The organism is Streptomyces sp. NBC_00122 (assembly GCF_045160845.1).
In the GTDB taxonomy this organism is placed as follows: domain Bacteria; phylum Actinomycetota; class Actinomycetes; order Streptomycetales; family Streptomycetaceae; genus Streptomyces.
Window position 1 is genome coordinate 4,030,986 of sequence record NZ_CP108191.1, and the last position, 17,277, is coordinate 4,048,262.

Consider the following 17,277-nt stretch of genomic DNA (forward strand, 5'->3'; position numbering starts at 1 on the left):
TCCGCTCTGTTGGTAGCGGAAGGAGGGTGGGTCGGGCGACCGGTTCGGTGATCAGTGACCCGAACGGGTCGTGACGGTGTTCGGCGCCGCGCCCCGGGCGTCCCCGGGGCTCAGGCGGACGCCGTGACCCTGGCCGCGAAGGCGTCCAGGTTGTCGGACATGCGCGCGAGGCGCTCGTCCTGGGTGAGGGACTCCTCGTACCGGCCGGCGCGCAGCTTCGGCTGCCGCTTGCCGCGTACGTACAGGGGGCAGGCGAGGTCCGCGCAGACGTAGATGCCGACGGTGTTGCCGTCACGGCCCCGGGCGCCTGCCAGCGGGGCGGCGAGCAGGGTGACCCCGGAGGAGGCGTGGCCGGTCAGGCAGATCTGGCAGAGGCTGGACTTCACCGCGCTGGTGCGGTTCACGGCGGGCACCCGTAGCGAGATGCCCACCGGGCCCTCGGACGTCGGCCGTACGAGATGTGCCCGCAGCGGCGCCCCGGGATCCACCCAGCCGAGGAAGTCCAGGTCCTCCCAGGGTAGTTCGGCGAAGTCGAGGGGCAGCCGCAGCCGCGCCGCCTCACCCTTGGTGCAGTTCACGAAGGATGAGCGGATTTGTTTCTCGGTGAGTGGTTCCACGGGCGTCGACCCTACGTGTGCCCTGACCAGCCCGCACCCCAATAAGCCGGGCACGCAGGAACCATTCCTCAGCGCTGCAGGATGACCAGCGGGATCTCGCGCGGCCAGGCGGCCACCTGGTCGTCCTCGTACGGGGGCCACAGGCCCGTCATCATGTCCCAGTACGTGTCCCGCTCCGTCGGTGTCGCCGTGCGGGCGGTCGCCTTGAAGGCGGCGGCGCCGACCTGGACGCGGGTCTCCGGGTGGGCGGTGAGGTTCTCGTACCAGGCCGGGTGGTCCGCGGCGCCGTAGGCCGAGGCCAGGACGATGAGGCGGGCCGCGTCCCGGTCCTCGCCGTAGATCAGCGGGGTACGGACGGTGCGGCCGGTGGCGCGGTCGACCGTGGTGAGCAGCAGGGTGGGGACCCCGTGCCACAGATGGCCGTCGGCGCCCGCCGTGGTCACGTACGCGCGGACGTGGTCCAGCTGTGGGCCGGGTCTGGGGTCCGTGGGGCGGTCCCAGTCGATGTCGAGAGCGTGCATTCACCAGTCCTTAGGGTTGTGGCCCCCGGACGGCTAACGAGCATTCACCGGCTCTGGATGCGGTCCGGAGCCGCCGTACCCCGCCCCGTACCCCGCCCCGCCCCGGATGCGACCCCGCCCCGGATACGACCCCGCCCCCGGATACGACCCCGGCCCGGGGGGCGACCCCGGGCCGGGGTATCAGCAGCGTGCGTGCGGAGCGCTACGGCAGGTAGCGCTCGATGACCTGCGGGCCCTCCTTCTCGATCAGCTGGCGCGCCTTCTCGACCCGCTCCGGAGTCGGGTCGTGGCCGGTCGCCATCACGAGGTCCTCGGGGTCGTACGGCCGCTCCCCGCCCGTGAAGAGCCGGTCCGACCGTGTCGGCTGCTGGTCCGATTCACTGTCCATCGCGTACCTCCTCCGTACCCCCTGGCCCCCATCCTCCGGCGGCGGCCCCATGAACGCACGTCGGCCGGGACGGCCCGCCCGGAAGGTGCTCCGCTCAGCCGCCGACGGTCGCCAGTGCGCCGGCGGCGACCAGTACGCCGCAGATCCCCAGGTTCACGGCCTTGTGCTCCCAGAACACCGCGACGAACTCGCGGATCGTGGCGGTCGGCCAGAAGTACCGGGCCGTGGGCGAGCCCAGCACCTGCCCGTTGACCCCGGCCTTGCGGGCCATCATCGCGGCCCGGAAGGCGTGGAAGTTGTTGGTGACCACCACGCACCGGTAGCCCGGGTCGTCCGCCAGCATGAGTTCGCGGCTGAACCGCATGTTCTCCTCGGTCGTGCGGGACCGGTCCTCCAGCGTGACGTGCTCCGCCGGCACGCCCTGCGCGATCAGCCAGTCCGCCATCGCGCGGGCCTCGGAGACCTTCTCGTCCGAGCCCTTGCCGCCCGAGACGAGCAGCACCGGCGGGCGGCCGCCCCGGGCCAGCTGGGCCTCGTAGATCTCCTGTCCCTTGCGCAGCCGCGAGGCCAGCAGCGGCGGCACCCGCTCCCCGCCGATCAGGCCGGAGCCGAGCATGACCACGTGGTCGACGTCGCCGCGCACCTTGATCCGCCCGTAGAGGAAGGCGTAGCCGAGGAAGCACAGGAAGACGAAGGAGACGTAGGCGACGACCGCGACGAGGGTCGCCACGATGCCCGCGAGGACCACGGAGCGGGACAGGCCGACGACGAACAGCAGGGCGATCATCGCGAAGATCCCGAGGCCCGCGAGCAGCGACAGCAGGTTGGGCAGGCGGGTGCCTTCCTTGCGGACCATGGTCACGCCGTTGGCGACGAGGAAGACGCCGAGCGCCACCAGGCCGAGCGTGGGCACGGCGAGGACCACCAGCAGGACGGCGGCGGCCAGCCAGCCCGGCAGCGCCTTCACCTGGAGGAGCAGGCCGAAGGAGAGGAGGACGAGGGTCAGGCCGAGGAGTACGGCGTTGCGGAAGCGGCGGCGGTCGTTGCGGGCGCTGAGGCAGAAGGCGAGGAAGAGCAGGGCGGCAAGGACGAGGGGGACCATGCCTTTTATCGTAAATGTCACCCGGAATGCTGAACGGGGCTGCGACGCGCGGACCTTACGGACCGCCCCGCCAGGACCTCGGTGCGCCGCCCGTCCCGCATGACGAAGCGTCCGTCGATCAGGACGTGCGGGATGCCGGTGGGCAGGGCGCGCGGGTTCTCGTACGTGGACCCGGCCGCGACCGTGTCCGGGTCGAAGAGGACCAGGTCGGCGCGGTGACCGACGCGGACCAGGCCCCGGTCGGGCAGGCGCAGGCGGGCCGCGGGGCGGCCGGAGAGGTGTGCGACGCACTCCTCCAGGGAGAGCACGCCGAGTTCGCGGACGTAGTGGCCGAGGTAGTGGGGGAAGGTGCCGTAGGCGCGCGGGTGCGGCTTCGCGCCCTGGAGGATCCCGTCGGAGCCGCCGGTGTGGACGCGGTGGCGCATGATCGCCCGGACGTTCTCCTCGTGGCCGACGTGCTGGAGGATCGTCGGCGCGAGCCGGTCGCCGAGCAGCAGCCGCCGGGCGGTGTCCCAGCCGTCGACGCGCGTGCCGACGTACCGGCCGTACGCGGGATCGGCGACGCCCGAGATCTCGACCGTGGACCAGTCGACGGGCACGCCGTGGCAGCCGTCCGAGCCCTCGGCCTCCAGCGCGTGGCGGATCCGCTCGGCGGTGGCGTCGTCGCGCAGCCGGGCGAGGACGGCCTGCGGGCCGCCCTCGTTCGCCCAACTGGGCAGCAGGGCGACGAGGGTGGTGCAGCCGGGGGTGTACGGGTAGCTGTCCAGGGTGATGTCGCAGCCCTCGGCCAGGGCCGCGTCCAGCAGGGCCAGCAGCTCGGGGGCCCGGCCCCGGTTCTCGCCGAAGTTCATGGTGGCGTGCGCGAGGTGCAGGGCGCAGCCGGCCTCCCGGGCCAGCTCGACCATCTCGGCGTAGGCGGCGAGCGCGCCGTGGCCGTACGAGCGGTGGTGGGGGCAGTAGTAGCCGCCGTACCGCGCCACCACGCGGCACAGCTCGGTCAGTTCGGCGCCGGAGGCGTACATGCCGGGGGTGTAGGTCAGGCCGGAGGACATGCCGACGGCGCCCTGGGCGAGGCCCTCGGCGACCAGCTGCCGCATCCGGTCCAGCTCGGCTGCGGTCGCGGGCCGGTCGTCCCAGCCGAGGGCGTACGCGCGGACCGTGCCCTGGGGGACGAGGTAGGCGGCATTGACGGCGCAGCCCTGCCCGCCGTGGGCCCGGTCCAGGCGGTCGAGGTACTCGCCGACCGTGCGCCAGTCGAAGTCGACTTCGTCCCCGGCGCCGTTCCAGCCCGCGATGGCGGCCCGTACCCCGCCCAGGGTGCGCTCGTCGGCAGGCGCGTACGACAGGCCGTCCTGGCCGAGGACTTCGAGGGTCACTCCCTGGGCGGCCTTCGCGCTGTGGTCCGGGTCGCGGAGCAGCGCGAGGTCGCTGTGGGCGTGCATGTCGACGAAGCCGGGGGCGAGGACCAGCCCGTGCGCGTCGAGGGTCCTGCGGCCCCCGGGGAGCGAGCCGATCCCGGCGATCCGGCCCTCGTGCACGCCGACGTCGGCGGTGTACGAGGGCCCGCCCGTGCCGTCGACGACGCGGGCCCCGCGGATGACCAGGTCCACGGCCGGGGTCTAGAAGAACGTGCGGACGTAGTCGCCGACCGTGCCGTCCGACTCCACCACCGGGATCAGCGGCCACTTCTCGAAGATCGTGCAGGGGTGGGCCATGCCGAGGGAGACCCAGTCGCCGACCTCCAGCGCGGTGGCGTCGGCGTCCGTCTCGATCCAGGCGTGCTGGTCGGACAGCTTGGACACCCGGATGCCGGTCGCGGCGCGCTCGACGCCGTCGCGGGCGCTGCGCACGGTGAGCACTTCGGGCAGGCCCAGGTCGTAGGCGATGTCGCGCTTGCCGGCGTTGACGAAGGCCTGGCCGGGTGTGGGGCGGGAGACCACCTGGGTCCACAGCCGGAAGGCGGGGAGCAGGCCGCCCTCCTCGGGGACGCGGTTGAAGGGGGTCAGGCCCGAGTACCAGCCGTGGTCGTGGGAGACGTACGCGCCGGAGCGCAGCAGCGGCAGCACGGGCAGCGACAGCTCCGGGATCTCCGCGAAGACCTCGGCGACGGCGTCGAACCACTCGCTGCCGCCGGCGCTGACGATGACCTCGTCCAGGCCGGTGCCGGTGAAGTGGCCCCGCTTGTCGAGATCGGCGGCGAGCGCGGTGAGGCGGTGCAGCCAGGCGCGGACGCTGTCGGCGTCGGCGCCGGGCATGGTGGCCTCGTAGCCGGCCACACCGGCCAGGCGCAGGGTGGGGGCCGCGGCGACGGCGTCGGCGACGGCCTGGCATTCGGAGTCGGTACGCAGCCCCGTACGTCCCTCGGCCCCGGCGCCGAGTTCGAGGACGACGTCGACGGTGGCGCCGCGGCCGTGCAGGGCGGCGTCCATGAGCTCGACCCCGCGGACGGAGTCGACGTAGCAGACGAACCGGAAGCCGGGGTCGGCGGCGAGCTCGTCGGCGACCCAGCGCAGGGCGGGCGCGTCCACGAGCTCGTTGGCCAGGAAGATCCGCCGGATGCCGAAGGCCCGGCAGACGCGGGCCTGGTGGGGCATGGCGACGGTGATGCCCCACGCGCCGTGGTCCAGCTGGCGCTGGAAGAGCTGCGGGGCCATGCAGGTCTTGCCGTGCGGCGCGAAGGCGAGGGAGTGGCGGGCGGCGTACGTGCCGAGGGCGGTGAGGTTGTGCTCCAGCGCGTCCGCGTCGAGGGTCAGGACGGGGGTGGTGAAACCGCCGGTGTGCAGGGGGCGGCGCTCGGCGGCCAGTCGGCCGACGGTGAGGCCGGCGGTCTGGGCGTCCGGCGGGAGCCCCTTGAACCGGTGGTCGACCGGTTCGTCGGCGAGGTCCTTGACGGGGTCGCTGGCCATGCGGGTGCCTCCCGGGATTGCATTGCGTGCAACGGTCGTTGCGTATGCCGCTGCATGCTGTCTAACATCCCGGATGACGACGGGTCAACGTGCGCCGGTCCGGGCGGAGCCCGGGGCGCCGGCGGAGCCGGTGTCGCAGCGACCGTACGAGAGGACGAGGGATGAGCCAGTCCGTGGAACGGGCGCTCGCGATCCTGCCGCTGCTCGCCAAGGGTCCTGCCGGGCTCGGGGCGGTCGCCGACGAGCTCGGCGTGCACAAGAGCACCGCACTGCGCCTGCTGCGCACCCTGCACGAGCGCGGGTTCGTGTACCGGCAGCCCGACGGCCGCTACCGGCTCGGCGCACAGCTGTTCGCGCTCGCCGCCGAGGCCGTCGAGAACCTCGACGTCCGGGAGGTCGCGCACCCCCACCTCGTCGAGCTGAACAAGATCACCGGGCACACCGTCCACCTCGCCCTCCTCCAGGACGACGAGGTCGTGTACATCGACAAGGTCGACAGCCGCTACCCGGTCCGCATGTACTCCCGCATCGGCAAGCCCGTGCCCCTCACCGTCGCCGCCGTCGCCAAGCTGCTCCTCGCCGACCTCCCCGAGCCCGAGCGCAGGAGCCTCGCCGGGCGGATCGAGTACCCGCGGTACACCGCCCGCTCCACCCCGGACGCCGCCGCGTTCCTCCGCGAGCTGGACCTCGTACGGGACCAGGGCTGGGCCACCGACCTCGGGGGGCACGAGGAGTCCATCAACTGCCTCGGCGCGCCCGTGTACGGGCCCGCCGGGCGGGTCGCCGCCGCGCTGTCGGTGTCCGCGCCCAGCGTGGTGGTCAGCGCCGACGGACTGCTCGAACTGCTGCCGCTGGTACTCCGTACCACGGACGCCATCAGCCAGGACTACTCGGGAACCCAGGAGGCCACCCCGTGACCGTCAAGACCGCCATCACCCCCGGCACCCACACCACCCCGCCCGCGAAGTTCTCGCACGGCGTGCGCAAGGGGAACGTCCTGCAGGTCGCCGGCCAGGTCGGCTTCCTCCCGCACGTCGACGGGCAGCCGCCCACCCCCGCCGGGCCGACGCTGCGCGAGCAGACCCTCCAGACGCTGGAGAACGTCCGCTCCGTACTGGAGGCCGGCGGCGCGGGCTGGGACGACGTGATGATGATCCGCGTCTACCTGACGGACACCGGCCACTTCGGCGAGATGAACGAGATCTACGACGCCTACTTCGAGGAGCGGGGCCTGAAGGAGGCCCCCGCCGCCCGCACCACCGTGTACGTCGGGCTGCCGGCCGGGCTGCTCATCGAGATCGACGCGCTGGCTGTGCTCGGCTGACATGCCGCAGGGGCGCCCCCCTGGCGGTGGGGCGCCCCGTTCACAGAGGACTACGGGCAGTACTGGGCTTCCTTGCCGATCGAGCGGTACATGCAGTCCGCGTTCTCCAGCAGCTGGAGCACCGCGTCCTTGTTGCGCACCGTCTCGCGGTCGATCACCTCGTCGGGCGGGTAGAAGCCGCCGCCGCCGGAGCTCGCCGGGTACATCTCGAAGGTGTAGGAGAAGATCTTCTGGTTGCCCCACAGCCAGTCGTCGATGGTGCCGTCCGTGATGTACAGGTCGCTCGACTGCTCCGGGGTGTAGCCGTTGCTGGCCGCCATGCTGGTGCCGATCTTCTTGTACACGGCGAGGTCGTCCGCGGTCATGCCGGGCGCGGTGTCGTTGTAGGTCCAGCCGAACGGCCACAGGACCAGCTCGCTGTACGTGTGGAAGTCGATCGCGGCCGTGATCTGCTGCTTGCCGCCGACGACCCGGCTGCGGACGAAGTCCGAGACGACCTTCACCTCGGGGGCCGACTCGGCGGCCGCGCCGCGGTAGGTCTCGGAGCTCTTGCTGCCGCTGGAGCCGCCGCAGCAGCCCCACTTGTAGTTCCAGTTCCGGTTCTCGTCCGTACCGACGTACGAGGAGCCGGAGTTGGGCTGGCGGTTCTTGCGCCAGGAGCGGTAGGAGCCGGTGGCGATGTCGTACTCGCCGCCGTCCGGGTTGAGGTCCGGGATGATCCAGATCTCGCGGCCGTTGACCGCGTTGGTGATCCGGGAGTCGGTGCCGTACTTGGAGCCGAACTCCTTGAGCAGGTACAGGGCCATTTCCACGGTCAGGTGCTCGCGGGCGTGCTGGTGGTGGGTGAAGAGCACCTCGGGCTCGGCCTCGTCGGTGGCGACGTTGTCGCTGATCTTGATCGCGATGAGGTCGCGGCCCTGGTACGACTTCCCGATCACGCGCTTGCTCATGATCCCGGGGTACTGGGCGATGCGCTGGTCGATCTCCGCGTTCGCCTCGGCGTAGTTGTGGTACTTGGAGTCCGCCGAGGGGAAGTCCATGGTGCCCGCCGCGATCCCGGGCAGGGTGCGGTCCGGCGGCCCGGGCAGGGCGGTGAGCCGGTAGCCGAGCGCGCGCAGGTTCTTGGCCTGCATGGTGTCGGCGCTCACCACGACGGTGTGGTCGTCCACTTCGTCGATCGACACGCCCGTGCGGAGCAGCGCGGTGCGGTCGGCGGCCGTGGAGGGGCCGTGGATCCGGTACTGGACGATCGCCTCGTCCTGGGTGGCGGTGGACGGGGTGGGCGGTGGTGATGCCGTCGCGCTCATGCCGTAGGCGGGTGCGCCGAGCGCGAGCGCCAGCAGGGCCGCCGTGACGGCGGCCCTTCGGCGGGTCTGAAGCCGCATGCGTTCTCCTGGGTGGGGAGTGTGGGGGTGCCGTGCGGACGCGCACAGCGTGCTCTCGTGGCATGTTCCGGTCAAGGACCCGCTCTGTCCGCCGAACCGAAACCGGCCACCCCCACACACCTACCGCCTACGGGAGGCCGTGGACCTTCGGACCCACCGCGTTGGACCAAGCGCTACCCGCCTTGGCGTCCCAGTTCGTCGACCAGGTCATCGCGCCGCGCAGCCCCGGGTAGGTCTTCGACGGCTTGAAGGATCCGCAACCCGTGCCCCTGGTCAGGCAGTCCAGGGCGTTGTTCACGACGGTCGGGGAGACGTAGCCGCTGCCCGCCCCGCTCGGCGAGGCCGGGACCCCGATGCCCACCTGGGAGGGGTCGAGGCCGCCCTCCAGCTGGATGCAGGCCAGCGCGGTGAGGAAGTCCACCGAGCCCTGGGAGTAGACCTTGCCGTCGCAGCCGTTCATCGAGCCGCTGTTGTAGTACTGCATGTTGACGACGGTGAGGATGTCCTTGATGTTCAGCGCCGTCCTGAAGTAGCCGCCCTGCGTGGACTGCATGTCGATGGTCTGCGGGGCCATCGTGATGACGAGCGAGGAGCCCGCCTTCGCCGACAGCGCGCGCAGCGCCTGCGTCATGTAGGTCGGGTTCAGGCCGTTCTCCAGGTCGATGTCGATGCCGGAGAAGCCGTACTCCTGCATCAGCGCGTACGCCGAGTTCGCGAGGTTGTTCGCGGAGGCGGAGTCGCCCACGGAGATGGTGCCCCTCTCGCCGCCGATGGAGAGGATGACCGACGTGCCGGCCGCCTTCTTCGCGGCGATGTCCGACTTGAACTGGGCGACGGTGTAGCCGCCGAGGCCGGCCGAGTCGAGGTTGAAGGTGATGGCGCCGGGCGTGGTCGTGGCGTCGGCGAAGGAGACGGCGATGATGTCGTACTGGGCGGAGACGTCGGAGATCTTCTGGACCGTCGCTCCGTTGTTGAAGTTCTGCCAGTAGCCGGTCAGCGCGTGCTTGGGGACGGCCGGGTTCGGGTTCGGACCGCCGCCGCCGGTCGTGGTGCCGGTGACGCTCGCGGACCTGGGGCCCTCGCCCGCCGCGTTGTACGCGCTCACCTGGAACGAGTACGAGGTCGAGGCCGCGAGTCCGGTGATCTGGGCCGAGGTCCCGGACACGGTCCGGACGCGGGTGCCGTCCTGATACACGTAATAGCCGGTGGCCCCGCCGACCGCGTTCCACGAAAGGGTGAGCCCGCTCGCGCTCTGGCCGGAAACGGCGGTCCCGGCGGGAGCGCCGGGGATGCCCGGGCCGGGGTCGGTGCCGCCCCCTCCGTCCGGGCCGAAGACGCTGAACTCGTCCACGACGTACGCCGGCTGGCCGTACCAGCCGTGGGTGTAGACGGTGACCTGGGTGGTGCTGGGGCCGGTGGTGAAGGTGGTGGAGAGCTTCTGCCAGCCCGAGCCCGAGCCGGGGGTCCAGGTCGACACGTCCTGGGTGCCGGTGCCGGTCGCGCCGAGGTACACGTAACTGCCCTGGACCTGCGTGCTCAGCGTGTACGTCGAGTTCGGCTTGACCGTGACGGTCTGGCTGCAGCGGGCGTTGTCCTGGCCCGCCGGGGTGGCTTTGAGGGCGCCGGCTCCGGCGTAGACCGGCGAGGAGACGGAAGCGCCGCTTCCGCCGGAACAGGACCAGTTGGCGAGTCCGGACTCGAAGCCGCCGTTGCGGGCGACGTTGACGTCCGCGGCCTGCGCGGTACCGGTGGCGAGGGCCGTGAGGCCGCCCGCGGCGAGGGTGGCGGCGCCGAGGAGGGCGAGGGAGCGTATGCGGTTCACGTGGGCTCCGGTGGGGGGAGGAATGGGGATGAGGAGAAGGGGGGAGAAGGAGGGGCGCGTGGGGGCGCCCCGGAAAACGGTCCGGCGGAGCCAAGTTGGTCCAGACCAATCCCGGTGTCAAGAGTCTTTGCAATGTGGCTGGAAATGGCCGACGCTCCGATCCCTGTTGTCCGGGTTTCCCGCCACCTGTGACACAGGCTGTCAACACGGGAATTCCCAAGCCCCTGCCCTGCCAGCGGGGACGCGGATATGGTGCTGGGGCAAGGGGGGAAGAGCGTCGATCGTTTGCGGTCGCGCAGTGTGTGCGTGTGTGCGGCGGCTACGCGAACGGCCGTCGCGCACGGGGTGAACGGGGGGATTCGCGTGCCGACCGCCATCGCTGTCACCAGCGCCGATCTCGTACTGCCGGCCCCTGACCGGCACACGCCCGGGGCCGCCGTACTGCACCCGCCCGAGCGGCAGGACCTGGAGGGTGCGCTCGCCGAGACCGGCGCGCTGCTGGAGCGGCACGGCCATCTCGTGGCCGTCGTACCGCCCTGGCTCCCGCGCGCCACCGTCCAGCGGCTGCACACCGTACGGGCCATCCTCGAAACCGACCGGATCGCGCTCCTCGGGATCGATCTGCCGCCCCTGGGCACCGCCCTGTTGGTACGTCAGCTGCGCCAGCTCAGCGTCTGCGACTTCAGCCCCGGAGTCGTCGCCTCCGCGGCACGGCTGCTGTCCCACTACATCTACGCGGGCGCCCTGCTGGGCTCGGTCGCCAAACTCGACCGGGTCCCGGTCGGGCTCAAGGCGCACGCCAGGTCGTGGTCGCCGAGCGCGCAGTTCGCCGTACTCGCCCACCCGACTCCGCACCTGGCGAAGCTGGGGACCGCCGGGGCGCACGGCGGCGGAGGCGCCCTGCCGGCCGGGCCCGAGTTCGCCACCCACCTCACCTTCGCCCGCGGCCAGCTCACCTCCGACTGGGTGGCGGCCGAACTCGCCCCCGCCTGGCAGGTGCAGGGCGTCATGGAGAACCCGCTGCCGGCCGACTCACCCGGCTGGTGGGGCACCCCCAAGCTCGTCGAGTTCGCGGCCGGCATCCCGGACCTGTCCGTCCTCTACCAGCTCGTCGCCTCGGTCCGCCGCGAGGAGTGCCGCTGGTGCGGCCTCGAACTCATCGGCGACCGCTGCGGCTTCTGCGCCGCACCCCTGAGCGCACCGCCCCCGCAGGCCGCGCCCGCGAGCACCGCCCGATCCAGACCCTGACCGACCGACACATCGAACGAACGAAGAACGGCGAGGTACTTCGGCCCATGAACTCACGCCAGCGCCGCGGCGTCATTCTGCTGCTCCTGTCGGTCCTGTGCGCCCTGGGGGCCTTCGCCGGAGTCCTCGTGGTGATCGGCGACGTCAACTCCAAGGTCGGCGCCGAGGTCGCCGCGTACCGGGCCAAGGGCGACATAGCGCCGTACAGCCCGCTCACGGCCGGGCAGTTCGAGGAGGTCAGGATCCCCAAGCGGTGGCTGTCGGAGACCGCCGTCACCGACCTGGGCGCCCTCCGCGACAAGATCGCGCTGACCACCCTGAAGAAGGGCTCGCTGCTCCAGGCGGACATGTTCGTCGACCGGCCGCAGCTGCAGGCCGGCGAGCAGGAGATCGCCATCATGATCGACGCGGCGACGGGCGTGGCCGGCAAGATCACCTCCGGCGCGAAGGTCAACATCATCGCCACCTTCAAGGGCGCCAAGGACACAGACCCCTCGCGGTCGGTGATCATCGTCGCCAACGCCCGGGTCCTGGGCGTCGGCAAGCTCACCGCCCTGGACAAGGACAGCGACCGCAAGGGGCCGGCCGAGGCCGTCCCGATCACCTTCGCCCTGAACACCAAGGACACCCAGCGCGTCGCGTACGCCGAGTCCTTCGCGGAGCACGTACGCCTGGCCCTGGTCGCCCCCGGCACCGACTCGGCGCCCAGCCCGGGCGACCGTACGTACACCCTCGACGGGGACAAGTGAGGCGCGCATGACCACCCGAATCCTCCCCGCGGCCGGCGACCCCGACGCCGCGCGCGTCCTCGTGACCCTGCTCAGCCAGCTCCCGGCCTCGGAGCCGGCCGCACCGGTCCCCGATTCCACGTCCTTGCTGGACACCCTGGCCCGCCTCGCCGCGGAGTCGATCGACGAACTCCCCGAGGTCGTCCTCGTCCACGAGCGGATCGGCCCGGTGCCCGCCCTGGACCTCATCCGGGAGGTGGCCCTGCGCTTCCCGGCGGTCGGCGTCGTCCTGGTCTCCTCGGACGCCGGACCGGCCCTCTTCTCCGCCGCGATGGACTCGGGCGCGCGGGGCCTGATCGGGCTCCCGCTCTCCTACGACGAACTCGCCGCGCGCGTCCAGGCCGCGGCCCAGTGGTCCGTCGGCGTACGCCGCCACCTCGGGCGGGGCGCGGCCGAGGCCTTCCCGGCGGGGCCCGGCGGCCGGGTCGTCACGGTCACCGGGGCCAAGGGGGGCGTGGGCACCACCTTTACCGCCGTCCAGTTCGCGCTGGCCGCGGCCGCCTCGGGGCGGCGTACCGCACTGGTCGACATGGACCTTCAGGCGGGCGACGTCGGCTCGTACCTCGACGTGCAGTTCCGGCGCTCCATCGCCGACCTCGCCGGGATCCAGGACGTCTCGCCGCGGGTCCTCCAGGACGCCGTCTACGACGACCGCACCGGGCTGGCGCTGCTGCTGGCCCCGGCGGACGGCGAACGGGGCGAGGAGGTCGACGAGCGGGCCGCCCGGCACATCATCGGCGCCCTGCGCGGCCGCTACGAACTCGTCGTCATCGACTGCGGAACGCAAGTGACGGGCGCGAACGCCGCCGCGGTGGAGACGGCGGACGTGGCCGTACTGGTCACCACCCCGGACGTGGTCGCGGTGCGGGCCGCCAAGCGGATGGTCCGGATGTGGGAGCGGCTCCAGGTGCGCAAGGCGGAGGACACCGCGATGGTCGTCAACCGCTGGAGCAAGCACACCGAGATCCAGCCCGCCCTGATCGAGAAGATCACCAAGACCCGTGCCACCCGCACCCCGGTCCCGGCGGCCTTCAAGGAACTCCAGGCCGTGGTGGACGCCGGCCGGGTCCAGGACCTGGACAACCGCTCGACGGTGAAGCAGGCCCTGTGGACCCTGGCGGGCGAACTGGGCCTGCTGGCCGCCCCGGAGGCCGCCGCACCGACGGCCGCGCCCGCTCCGGGCGCCTCGCTCGCGGTCCGCGCCTCGGGCCCGGTGGCGCGGCTGCGCCGGGGCCGGGAGGGCTGACGCATGCCGCCGGGGAGACCGAGGGACGAGGGCCAGGTGGCGGTCGAGTTCGTCGGCACGGTGCCGCTGATCCTGCTGCTCGTGGCGGCGGTGTGGGAGTGCGTGCTGATCGGCTACGCGTTCTCCCTGGCGGGCAACGCGGCGGACGAGGCGGCGCGGGCGGGGGCGGTGACGGGGGACGCCGCGTGCGTGGCGGCGGCGGGGAAGCACATCTCGGCGGCGTGGGACATGGCTCCCCCCACATGTCAGAAGCAGGGCGACATCTACAAGGCGAAAGTCTCGCTGAAGATCCCCGTCCTCTTTCCGGGGCTCAACTTCGGCTGGATCGACGGCACGGGCGGCGCGGCGATGGAGAGGGAGACGGAGTGACATGAACGGGCGACGCATGCGCTCCGACCGGGGGCAAGTGGCCATCGAATACATCGGCTTCGTACCGATCCTGCTGTTCGTCGCGCTGTGCGGGATCCAGCTGGGCTGGGTCGCGTACGTCCATGAGCAGGCCGACAACGCGGCCCGTACGGCGGCGCGGGTCGAGGCCCAGCACCGCGGCAGGGGCGAGGCCGCAGGACGGGCCGCCATCCGTGAAGGGCTTGCCGCGGACGTCAAGGTGCCTTCCGGAGGCGACGCGGTGACCGCGACGGTGACCATCAAGATCAATGCCATCGTGCCCGGGCTCGACATCCCGGACGCCGTGGCAACCGCGGTCATGCCCAACGACGATCCGAAGGGCCCCTGACGATGAGCCTGCGTTCCCGGGTCAACACCCCCGACGACCGGCACAGCCCGCGCGAGGACGGCCGGCTGGTCTCCTCGTACCGCGCGAAGCTGCTGGAGGAGATCGACCTCGCCGAGATGTCCGCGCTCGCGCCCGCCGAGCGACGGGCGCGCCTGGAGCGCGTACTCGGCCACATCATCAGCCGCGAAGGGCCGGTGCTCTCCACCGCCGAGCGCGCGCAGCTGATCCGTCGCGTCGTCGACGAGGCCCTCGGGCTCGGTGTGCTCGAACCGCTCCTCGAAGACCCCTCGATCTCCGAGATCATGGTCAACGGCCCCGACCAGATCTTCGTGGAGCGGTCCGGCCGCGTCGAGCAGCTCCCGCTGCGCTTCGCCTCGCACGAACAGCTGATGCAGACCATCGAGCGCATCGTCTCCACCGTCAACCGCCGGGTGGACGAGGCCAATCCGATGGTCGACGCCCGGCTGCCCAGCGGCGAACGCGTCAACGTGATCATCCCGCCGCTCTCCCTGACCGGCGCCACCCTCACGATCCGCCGCTTCCCGCGCGCCTTCACCCTGCACGAGATGATCGCGCTCGGCTCGCTCGACGAGCAGATGCTCCTGCTGCTGTCCGGCCTCGTGGCGGCCAAGATGAACCTGATCGTCTCCGGGGCCACCGGCACCGGCAAGACGACCCTCCTCAACGCCCTCTCCGGCCTGATCCCGGAGGGCGAGCGCATCATCACCATCGAGGACTCGGCCGAACTCCAGCTCCAGCAGGCCCACGTCATCCGCCTGGAGTCCCGCCCGGCGAACGTCGAGGGCAAGGGCCAGATCACCATCCGCGACCTCGTGCGCAACTCCTTGCGCATGCGCCCCGACCGCATCATCGTCGGCGAGGTGCGCGGCGGGGAGACGCTCGACATGCTCCAGGCGATGTCCACCGGTCACGACGGCTCCCTCGCCACCGTGCACGCCAACAGCTCCTCGGACGCCCTGATGCGCCTGCAGACCCTCGCCTCCATGTCGGAGGTCGAGATCCCCTTCGAGGCGCTCCAGGACCAGATCAACAGCGCCGTCAACGTCATCGTGCAGCTCACCCGCTTCGGCGACGGCTCGCGCCGCATCACGGAGATCTCCATCCTCGAATCGCACGGCCGCGAGCCCTTCCGGATCACGACGGTCTGCCGGTTCGTGGCCCAGCCGATGGGCGCGGACGGGCGGGTGTACGGCTTCTTCGAGTACTACCCGCTGCCCCGGCCCATCGCGGACCGGCTCTACATGAACAACCAGCCGATCCCGCAGGCCTTCGGGGTCGCGCTGCCGGACGACCCGCTCACGACCCCGCACATCACACGGACCGCCCTGTGAACGTAAGTATCCTCCTCACCCTCGGCGCCACGCTGCTGGCCTGCGTACTCGTGATCTTCGGCGTGCACGCGTACATGGCGGGCCGCGCGCAGCGGGCCGCCCTCATCGAACGCCTCTCGGCCACCGGCGCACCGCCCCCGGCGGGCAGGCGGCGCCGCTTCCCCGGGGTCGACCGGCGACTGAGGAAGACGGGGCTCGGCCGCCGCATCGAGATCAAGCTGGCGACGACGGGCCTGGACCTGACGCCGGGCGAGTTCTTCGTCTACATGCTGCTGGCGGTCGCAGGCGTCTGGCTGGTCGCGGCCTCCTTCCTGGCGCCGTTCTTCGGCCCGGTGGCGGGCCTGATCGGGTTGTGGGCGGCGAACGCCTTCCTCAACTGGCAGCGGACCCGCCGTACGGAGCGGTTCATCAACCAGCTCCCCGAGCTCGCCCGGATCCTCGCCAACGCCACCCAGGCCGGGCTGGCCCTGCGTACGGCCATCGGCATCGCGGCCGAGGAGCTGGAGGCCCCGGCGGGCGAGGAACTGGCGCGCGTCGCCGACCGCCTCGCCGTCGGCCACTCCATCGAGGACTCCCTGGGCGAACTGACCGAGCGGCTGCCTTCGCGCGAACTGGTCGTGCTGGTCTCCACGCTCGTCCTGTCCGCCCGTGCGGGCGGCACGATCGTGGAGAGCCTGCGCAACCTCACCGTGACGCTGGAGCAGCGCAAGGAGACCCGCCGGGAGATCCGTACGCAGCTGTCCCAGGTGACGGTGACGGCGTACCTGGTCCCGGCCATCGGCCTCGGCTCGCTGCTGCTGGTGGACATGATGATGCCGGGCGCGCTGGACCGGATGACGGGGGCCTTCATCGGGCAGACCGCGGTCCTGGTCGCGCTCGGGCTCTTCACGCTCGGCTTCGTCCTCATCCGCCGCCTGTCCAAGATCGACGTGTGAGGGGGCTGCCGGCGTGATCGCTCTACTCCTGGCCGTGCTCGTGGCGGTGTCCGTCTTCGGCGTCTTCCACGGTGTCCGGCTCTACCGGGCCGACGTCAAACTGCCGACCGACCTCGCCCTCGCGCTGGAGGTCGGTGCCACCCGTACGACGGCGGTCGGTTCGCTCGTGGACCGGATGGGCATCCGCTGGGCGCCGCTGGTACTGCGCCTGATGGGCCCGAAACAGGTGGCCCGCAAGCGCCGCCAGATCGACATGGCGGGCAACCCGGCCGGCCTCACGATCGACCGTTACGCGGCCCGGCGCGCGGTGTACGGGCTGCTGGGCGCCCTCGGCGCCTTCTCGATGCTGATCAACGGGCAGCTCGTACCGGCCCTGCTGATGGTCGCCTTCGGCCTGTTCTGGATCGAGGTCGGGCTGTGGTCGGCGATCCGGGTCCGCCGCGACCACATCGAGCGGACCCTGCCGGACTTCCTGGACGTGCTCGCGGTGGTGGTGAGCGCCGGGCTCGGCTTCCGGCAGGCGCTGGACCGCGTGGCGCACAAGTACGAGGGCCCGTGGGCGGACGAGATCCGCATCACCCTGCAGCAGATGGACATGGGCGTGAGCCGCCGCCAGGCCTTCGACGAGCTGCGGCGGCGCAACGACAGCGAACAGGTCGCGCAGTTCGTGACGGCGTTGCAGCAGGGCGAGGAACTCGGCTCCCCGATCGTGGAGACCCTGATCGCGATCGCCGAGGACATGCGCCGCACGGACGCCCAGAACGCCCGCCGGCGCGCGGCCCGGGCCGTCCCGAAGGCGACGTTCGCGGTCACCATGTTCATGCTCCCGGGCACGCTCATCCTCCTGGTCTGCGGGTTCGTCTACGGGGCGAACGTCGACTTCGGCGCGATGCTGGGGGGTGGCTGA

18 protein-coding genes are annotated in these 17,277 nt (G+C 71.7%); 10 read left to right on the forward strand and 8 right to left on the reverse strand.

Features of this window, described 5'->3' with window-relative positions; all coding sequences use genetic code 11:
* Positions 1-110: 110 nt before the first annotated feature.
* The 6 genes from OG737_RS19265 to OG737_RS19290 all read right to left on the reverse strand — a co-directional run bounded on the left by OG737_RS19265 (position 111) and on the right by OG737_RS19290 (position 5,534).
* Positions 111-617, reverse strand: coding sequence for an FBP domain-containing protein (locus tag OG737_RS19265; protein WP_328927364.1), 507 nt, complete (start codon positions 615-617; stop codon positions 111-113).
* 68 nt (positions 618-685) lie between these two features.
* Positions 686-1,138, reverse strand: coding sequence for a nitroreductase/quinone reductase family protein (locus OG737_RS19270; protein ID WP_328927365.1), 453 nt, complete (start codon positions 1,136-1,138; stop codon positions 686-688).
* A gap of 202 nt (positions 1,139-1,340) precedes the next feature.
* Positions 1,341-1,526 (reverse strand): hypothetical protein, encoded by a 186-nt coding sequence (locus OG737_RS19275; protein WP_257554480.1) that lies wholly within the window; start codon positions 1,524-1,526, stop codon positions 1,341-1,343.
* Between the two features lie 94 nt (positions 1,527-1,620).
* A complete protein-coding gene (locus tag OG737_RS19280; protein ID WP_405678783.1) occupies positions 1,621-2,628 on the reverse strand; it encodes a YdcF family protein in 1,008 nt (335 codons plus the stop codon).
* Between the two features lie 17 nt (positions 2,629-2,645).
* Positions 2,646-4,238, reverse strand: coding sequence for an amidohydrolase family protein (locus tag OG737_RS19285; protein ID WP_405678781.1), 1,593 nt, complete (start codon positions 4,236-4,238; stop codon positions 2,646-2,648).
* A gap of 9 nt (positions 4,239-4,247) precedes the next feature.
* Entirely contained in the window at positions 4,248-5,534 is a 1,287-nt protein-coding gene (locus tag OG737_RS19290; protein ID WP_405678779.1) for an alanine racemase, read from the reverse strand.
* A 161-nt stretch (positions 5,535-5,695) separates the two neighbouring features.
* Between OG737_RS19290 and OG737_RS19295 the strand changes: the two genes are divergently transcribed.
* Both OG737_RS19295 and OG737_RS19300 read left to right on the forward strand, forming a co-directional pair.
* On the forward strand, positions 5,696-6,451 hold the full coding sequence (locus OG737_RS19295; protein WP_405921791.1) for an IclR family transcriptional regulator: 756 nt from the start codon (positions 5,696-5,698) through the stop codon (positions 6,449-6,451).
* The gene (locus OG737_RS19300) at positions 6,448-6,858 is read left to right on the forward strand and encodes a RidA family protein (RefSeq protein WP_328927370.1); all 411 of its coding nucleotides are present in this window, start codon (positions 6,448-6,450) and stop codon (positions 6,856-6,858) included. The genes OG737_RS19295 and OG737_RS19300 overlap by 4 nt, the downstream gene beginning before the upstream one ends.
* A gap of 50 nt (positions 6,859-6,908) precedes the next feature.
* Here OG737_RS19300 and OG737_RS19305 read toward each other — a convergent pair whose 3' ends face one another.
* Both OG737_RS19305 and OG737_RS19310 read right to left on the reverse strand, forming a co-directional pair.
* Positions 6,909-8,243 carry a M14 family metallopeptidase gene (locus OG737_RS19305; protein WP_328927371.1) on the reverse strand — a complete coding sequence of 445 codons (1,335 nt, stop codon included), beginning with the start codon at positions 8,241-8,243 and terminating at the stop codon, positions 6,909-6,911.
* A gap of 127 nt (positions 8,244-8,370) precedes the next feature.
* A complete protein-coding gene (locus tag OG737_RS19310; protein WP_405921792.1) occupies positions 8,371-10,065 on the reverse strand; it encodes a chitinase in 1,695 nt (564 codons plus the stop codon).
* A gap of 363 nt (positions 10,066-10,428) precedes the next feature.
* Between OG737_RS19310 and OG737_RS19315 the strand changes: the two genes are divergently transcribed.
* Genes OG737_RS19315 through OG737_RS19350 form a run of 8 tightly spaced genes read left to right on the forward strand, consistent with a single transcriptional unit; the run spans position 10,429 to position 17,277 of the window.
* On the forward strand, positions 10,429-11,313 hold the full coding sequence (locus tag OG737_RS19315) for a hypothetical protein (protein WP_328927373.1): 885 nt from the start codon (positions 10,429-10,431) through the stop codon (positions 11,311-11,313).
* A 47-nt stretch (positions 11,314-11,360) separates the two neighbouring features.
* On the forward strand, positions 11,361-12,062 hold the full coding sequence (cpaB, locus tag OG737_RS19320) for a Flp pilus assembly protein CpaB (RefSeq protein ID WP_328927374.1): 702 nt from the start codon (positions 11,361-11,363) through the stop codon (positions 12,060-12,062).
* Between the two features lie 7 nt (positions 12,063-12,069).
* The gene (locus tag OG737_RS19325; protein WP_405921793.1) at positions 12,070-13,347 is read left to right on the forward strand and encodes a CpaE family protein; all 1,278 of its coding nucleotides are present in this window, start codon (positions 12,070-12,072) and stop codon (positions 13,345-13,347) included.
* Positions 13,348-13,350: 3 nt separating this feature from the next.
* Positions 13,351-13,716 (forward strand): TadE/TadG family type IV pilus assembly protein, encoded by a 366-nt coding sequence (locus OG737_RS19330; RefSeq protein ID WP_328927376.1) that lies wholly within the window; start codon positions 13,351-13,353, stop codon positions 13,714-13,716.
* 1 nt (position 13,717) lies between these two features.
* The gene (locus OG737_RS19335) at positions 13,718-14,083 is read left to right on the forward strand and encodes a TadE/TadG family type IV pilus assembly protein (protein WP_328927377.1); all 366 of its coding nucleotides are present in this window, start codon (positions 13,718-13,720) and stop codon (positions 14,081-14,083) included.
* A 2-nt stretch (positions 14,084-14,085) separates the two neighbouring features.
* Positions 14,086-15,435: a CpaF family protein gene (locus OG737_RS19340; RefSeq protein WP_405921794.1), complete on the forward strand. Its 1,350-nt coding sequence runs from the start codon at positions 14,086-14,088 to the stop codon at positions 15,433-15,435.
* Entirely contained in the window at positions 15,432-16,370 is a 939-nt protein-coding gene (locus OG737_RS19345; protein WP_328927379.1) for a type II secretion system F family protein, read from the forward strand. The genes OG737_RS19340 and OG737_RS19345 overlap by 4 nt, the downstream gene beginning before the upstream one ends.
* Positions 16,371-16,386: 16 nt before the next feature.
* A complete protein-coding gene (locus OG737_RS19350; protein WP_328930399.1) occupies positions 16,387-17,277 on the forward strand; it encodes a DUF5936 domain-containing protein in 891 nt (296 codons plus the stop codon).

Coding starts and splice junctions, on each gene's coding strand:
- OG737_RS19270 (WP_328927365.1), bottom strand. CDS start 1,138: ATGCACGCTCTCGACATCGACTGGGACCGCCCCACGGACCCCAGACCC.
- OG737_RS19275 (WP_257554480.1), bottom strand. CDS start 1,526: ATGGACAGTGAATCGGACCAGCAGCCGACACGGTCGGACCGGCTCTTC.
- OG737_RS19280 (WP_405678783.1), bottom strand. CDS start 2,628: ATGGTCCCCCTCGTCCTTGCCGCCCTGCTCTTCCTCGCCTTCTGCCTC.
- OG737_RS19290 (WP_405678779.1), bottom strand. CDS start 5,534: ATGGCCAGCGACCCCGTCAAGGACCTCGCCGACGAACCGGTCGACCAC.
- OG737_RS19295 (WP_405921791.1), top strand. CDS start 5,696: ATGAGCCAGTCCGTGGAACGGGCGCTCGCGATCCTGCCGCTGCTCGCC.
- OG737_RS19305 (WP_328927371.1), bottom strand. CDS start 8,243: ATGCGGCTTCAGACCCGCCGAAGGGCCGCCGTCACGGCGGCCCTGCTG.
- cpaB (WP_328927374.1), top strand. CDS start 11,361: ATGAACTCACGCCAGCGCCGCGGCGTCATTCTGCTGCTCCTGTCGGTC.
- OG737_RS19325 (WP_405921793.1), top strand. CDS start 12,070: ATGACCACCCGAATCCTCCCCGCGGCCGGCGACCCCGACGCCGCGCGC.
- OG737_RS19330 (WP_328927376.1), top strand. CDS start 13,351: ATGCCGCCGGGGAGACCGAGGGACGAGGGCCAGGTGGCGGTCGAGTTC.
- OG737_RS19335 (WP_328927377.1), top strand. CDS start 13,718: ATGAACGGGCGACGCATGCGCTCCGACCGGGGGCAAGTGGCCATCGAA.
- OG737_RS19340 (WP_405921794.1), top strand. CDS start 14,086: ATGAGCCTGCGTTCCCGGGTCAACACCCCCGACGACCGGCACAGCCCG.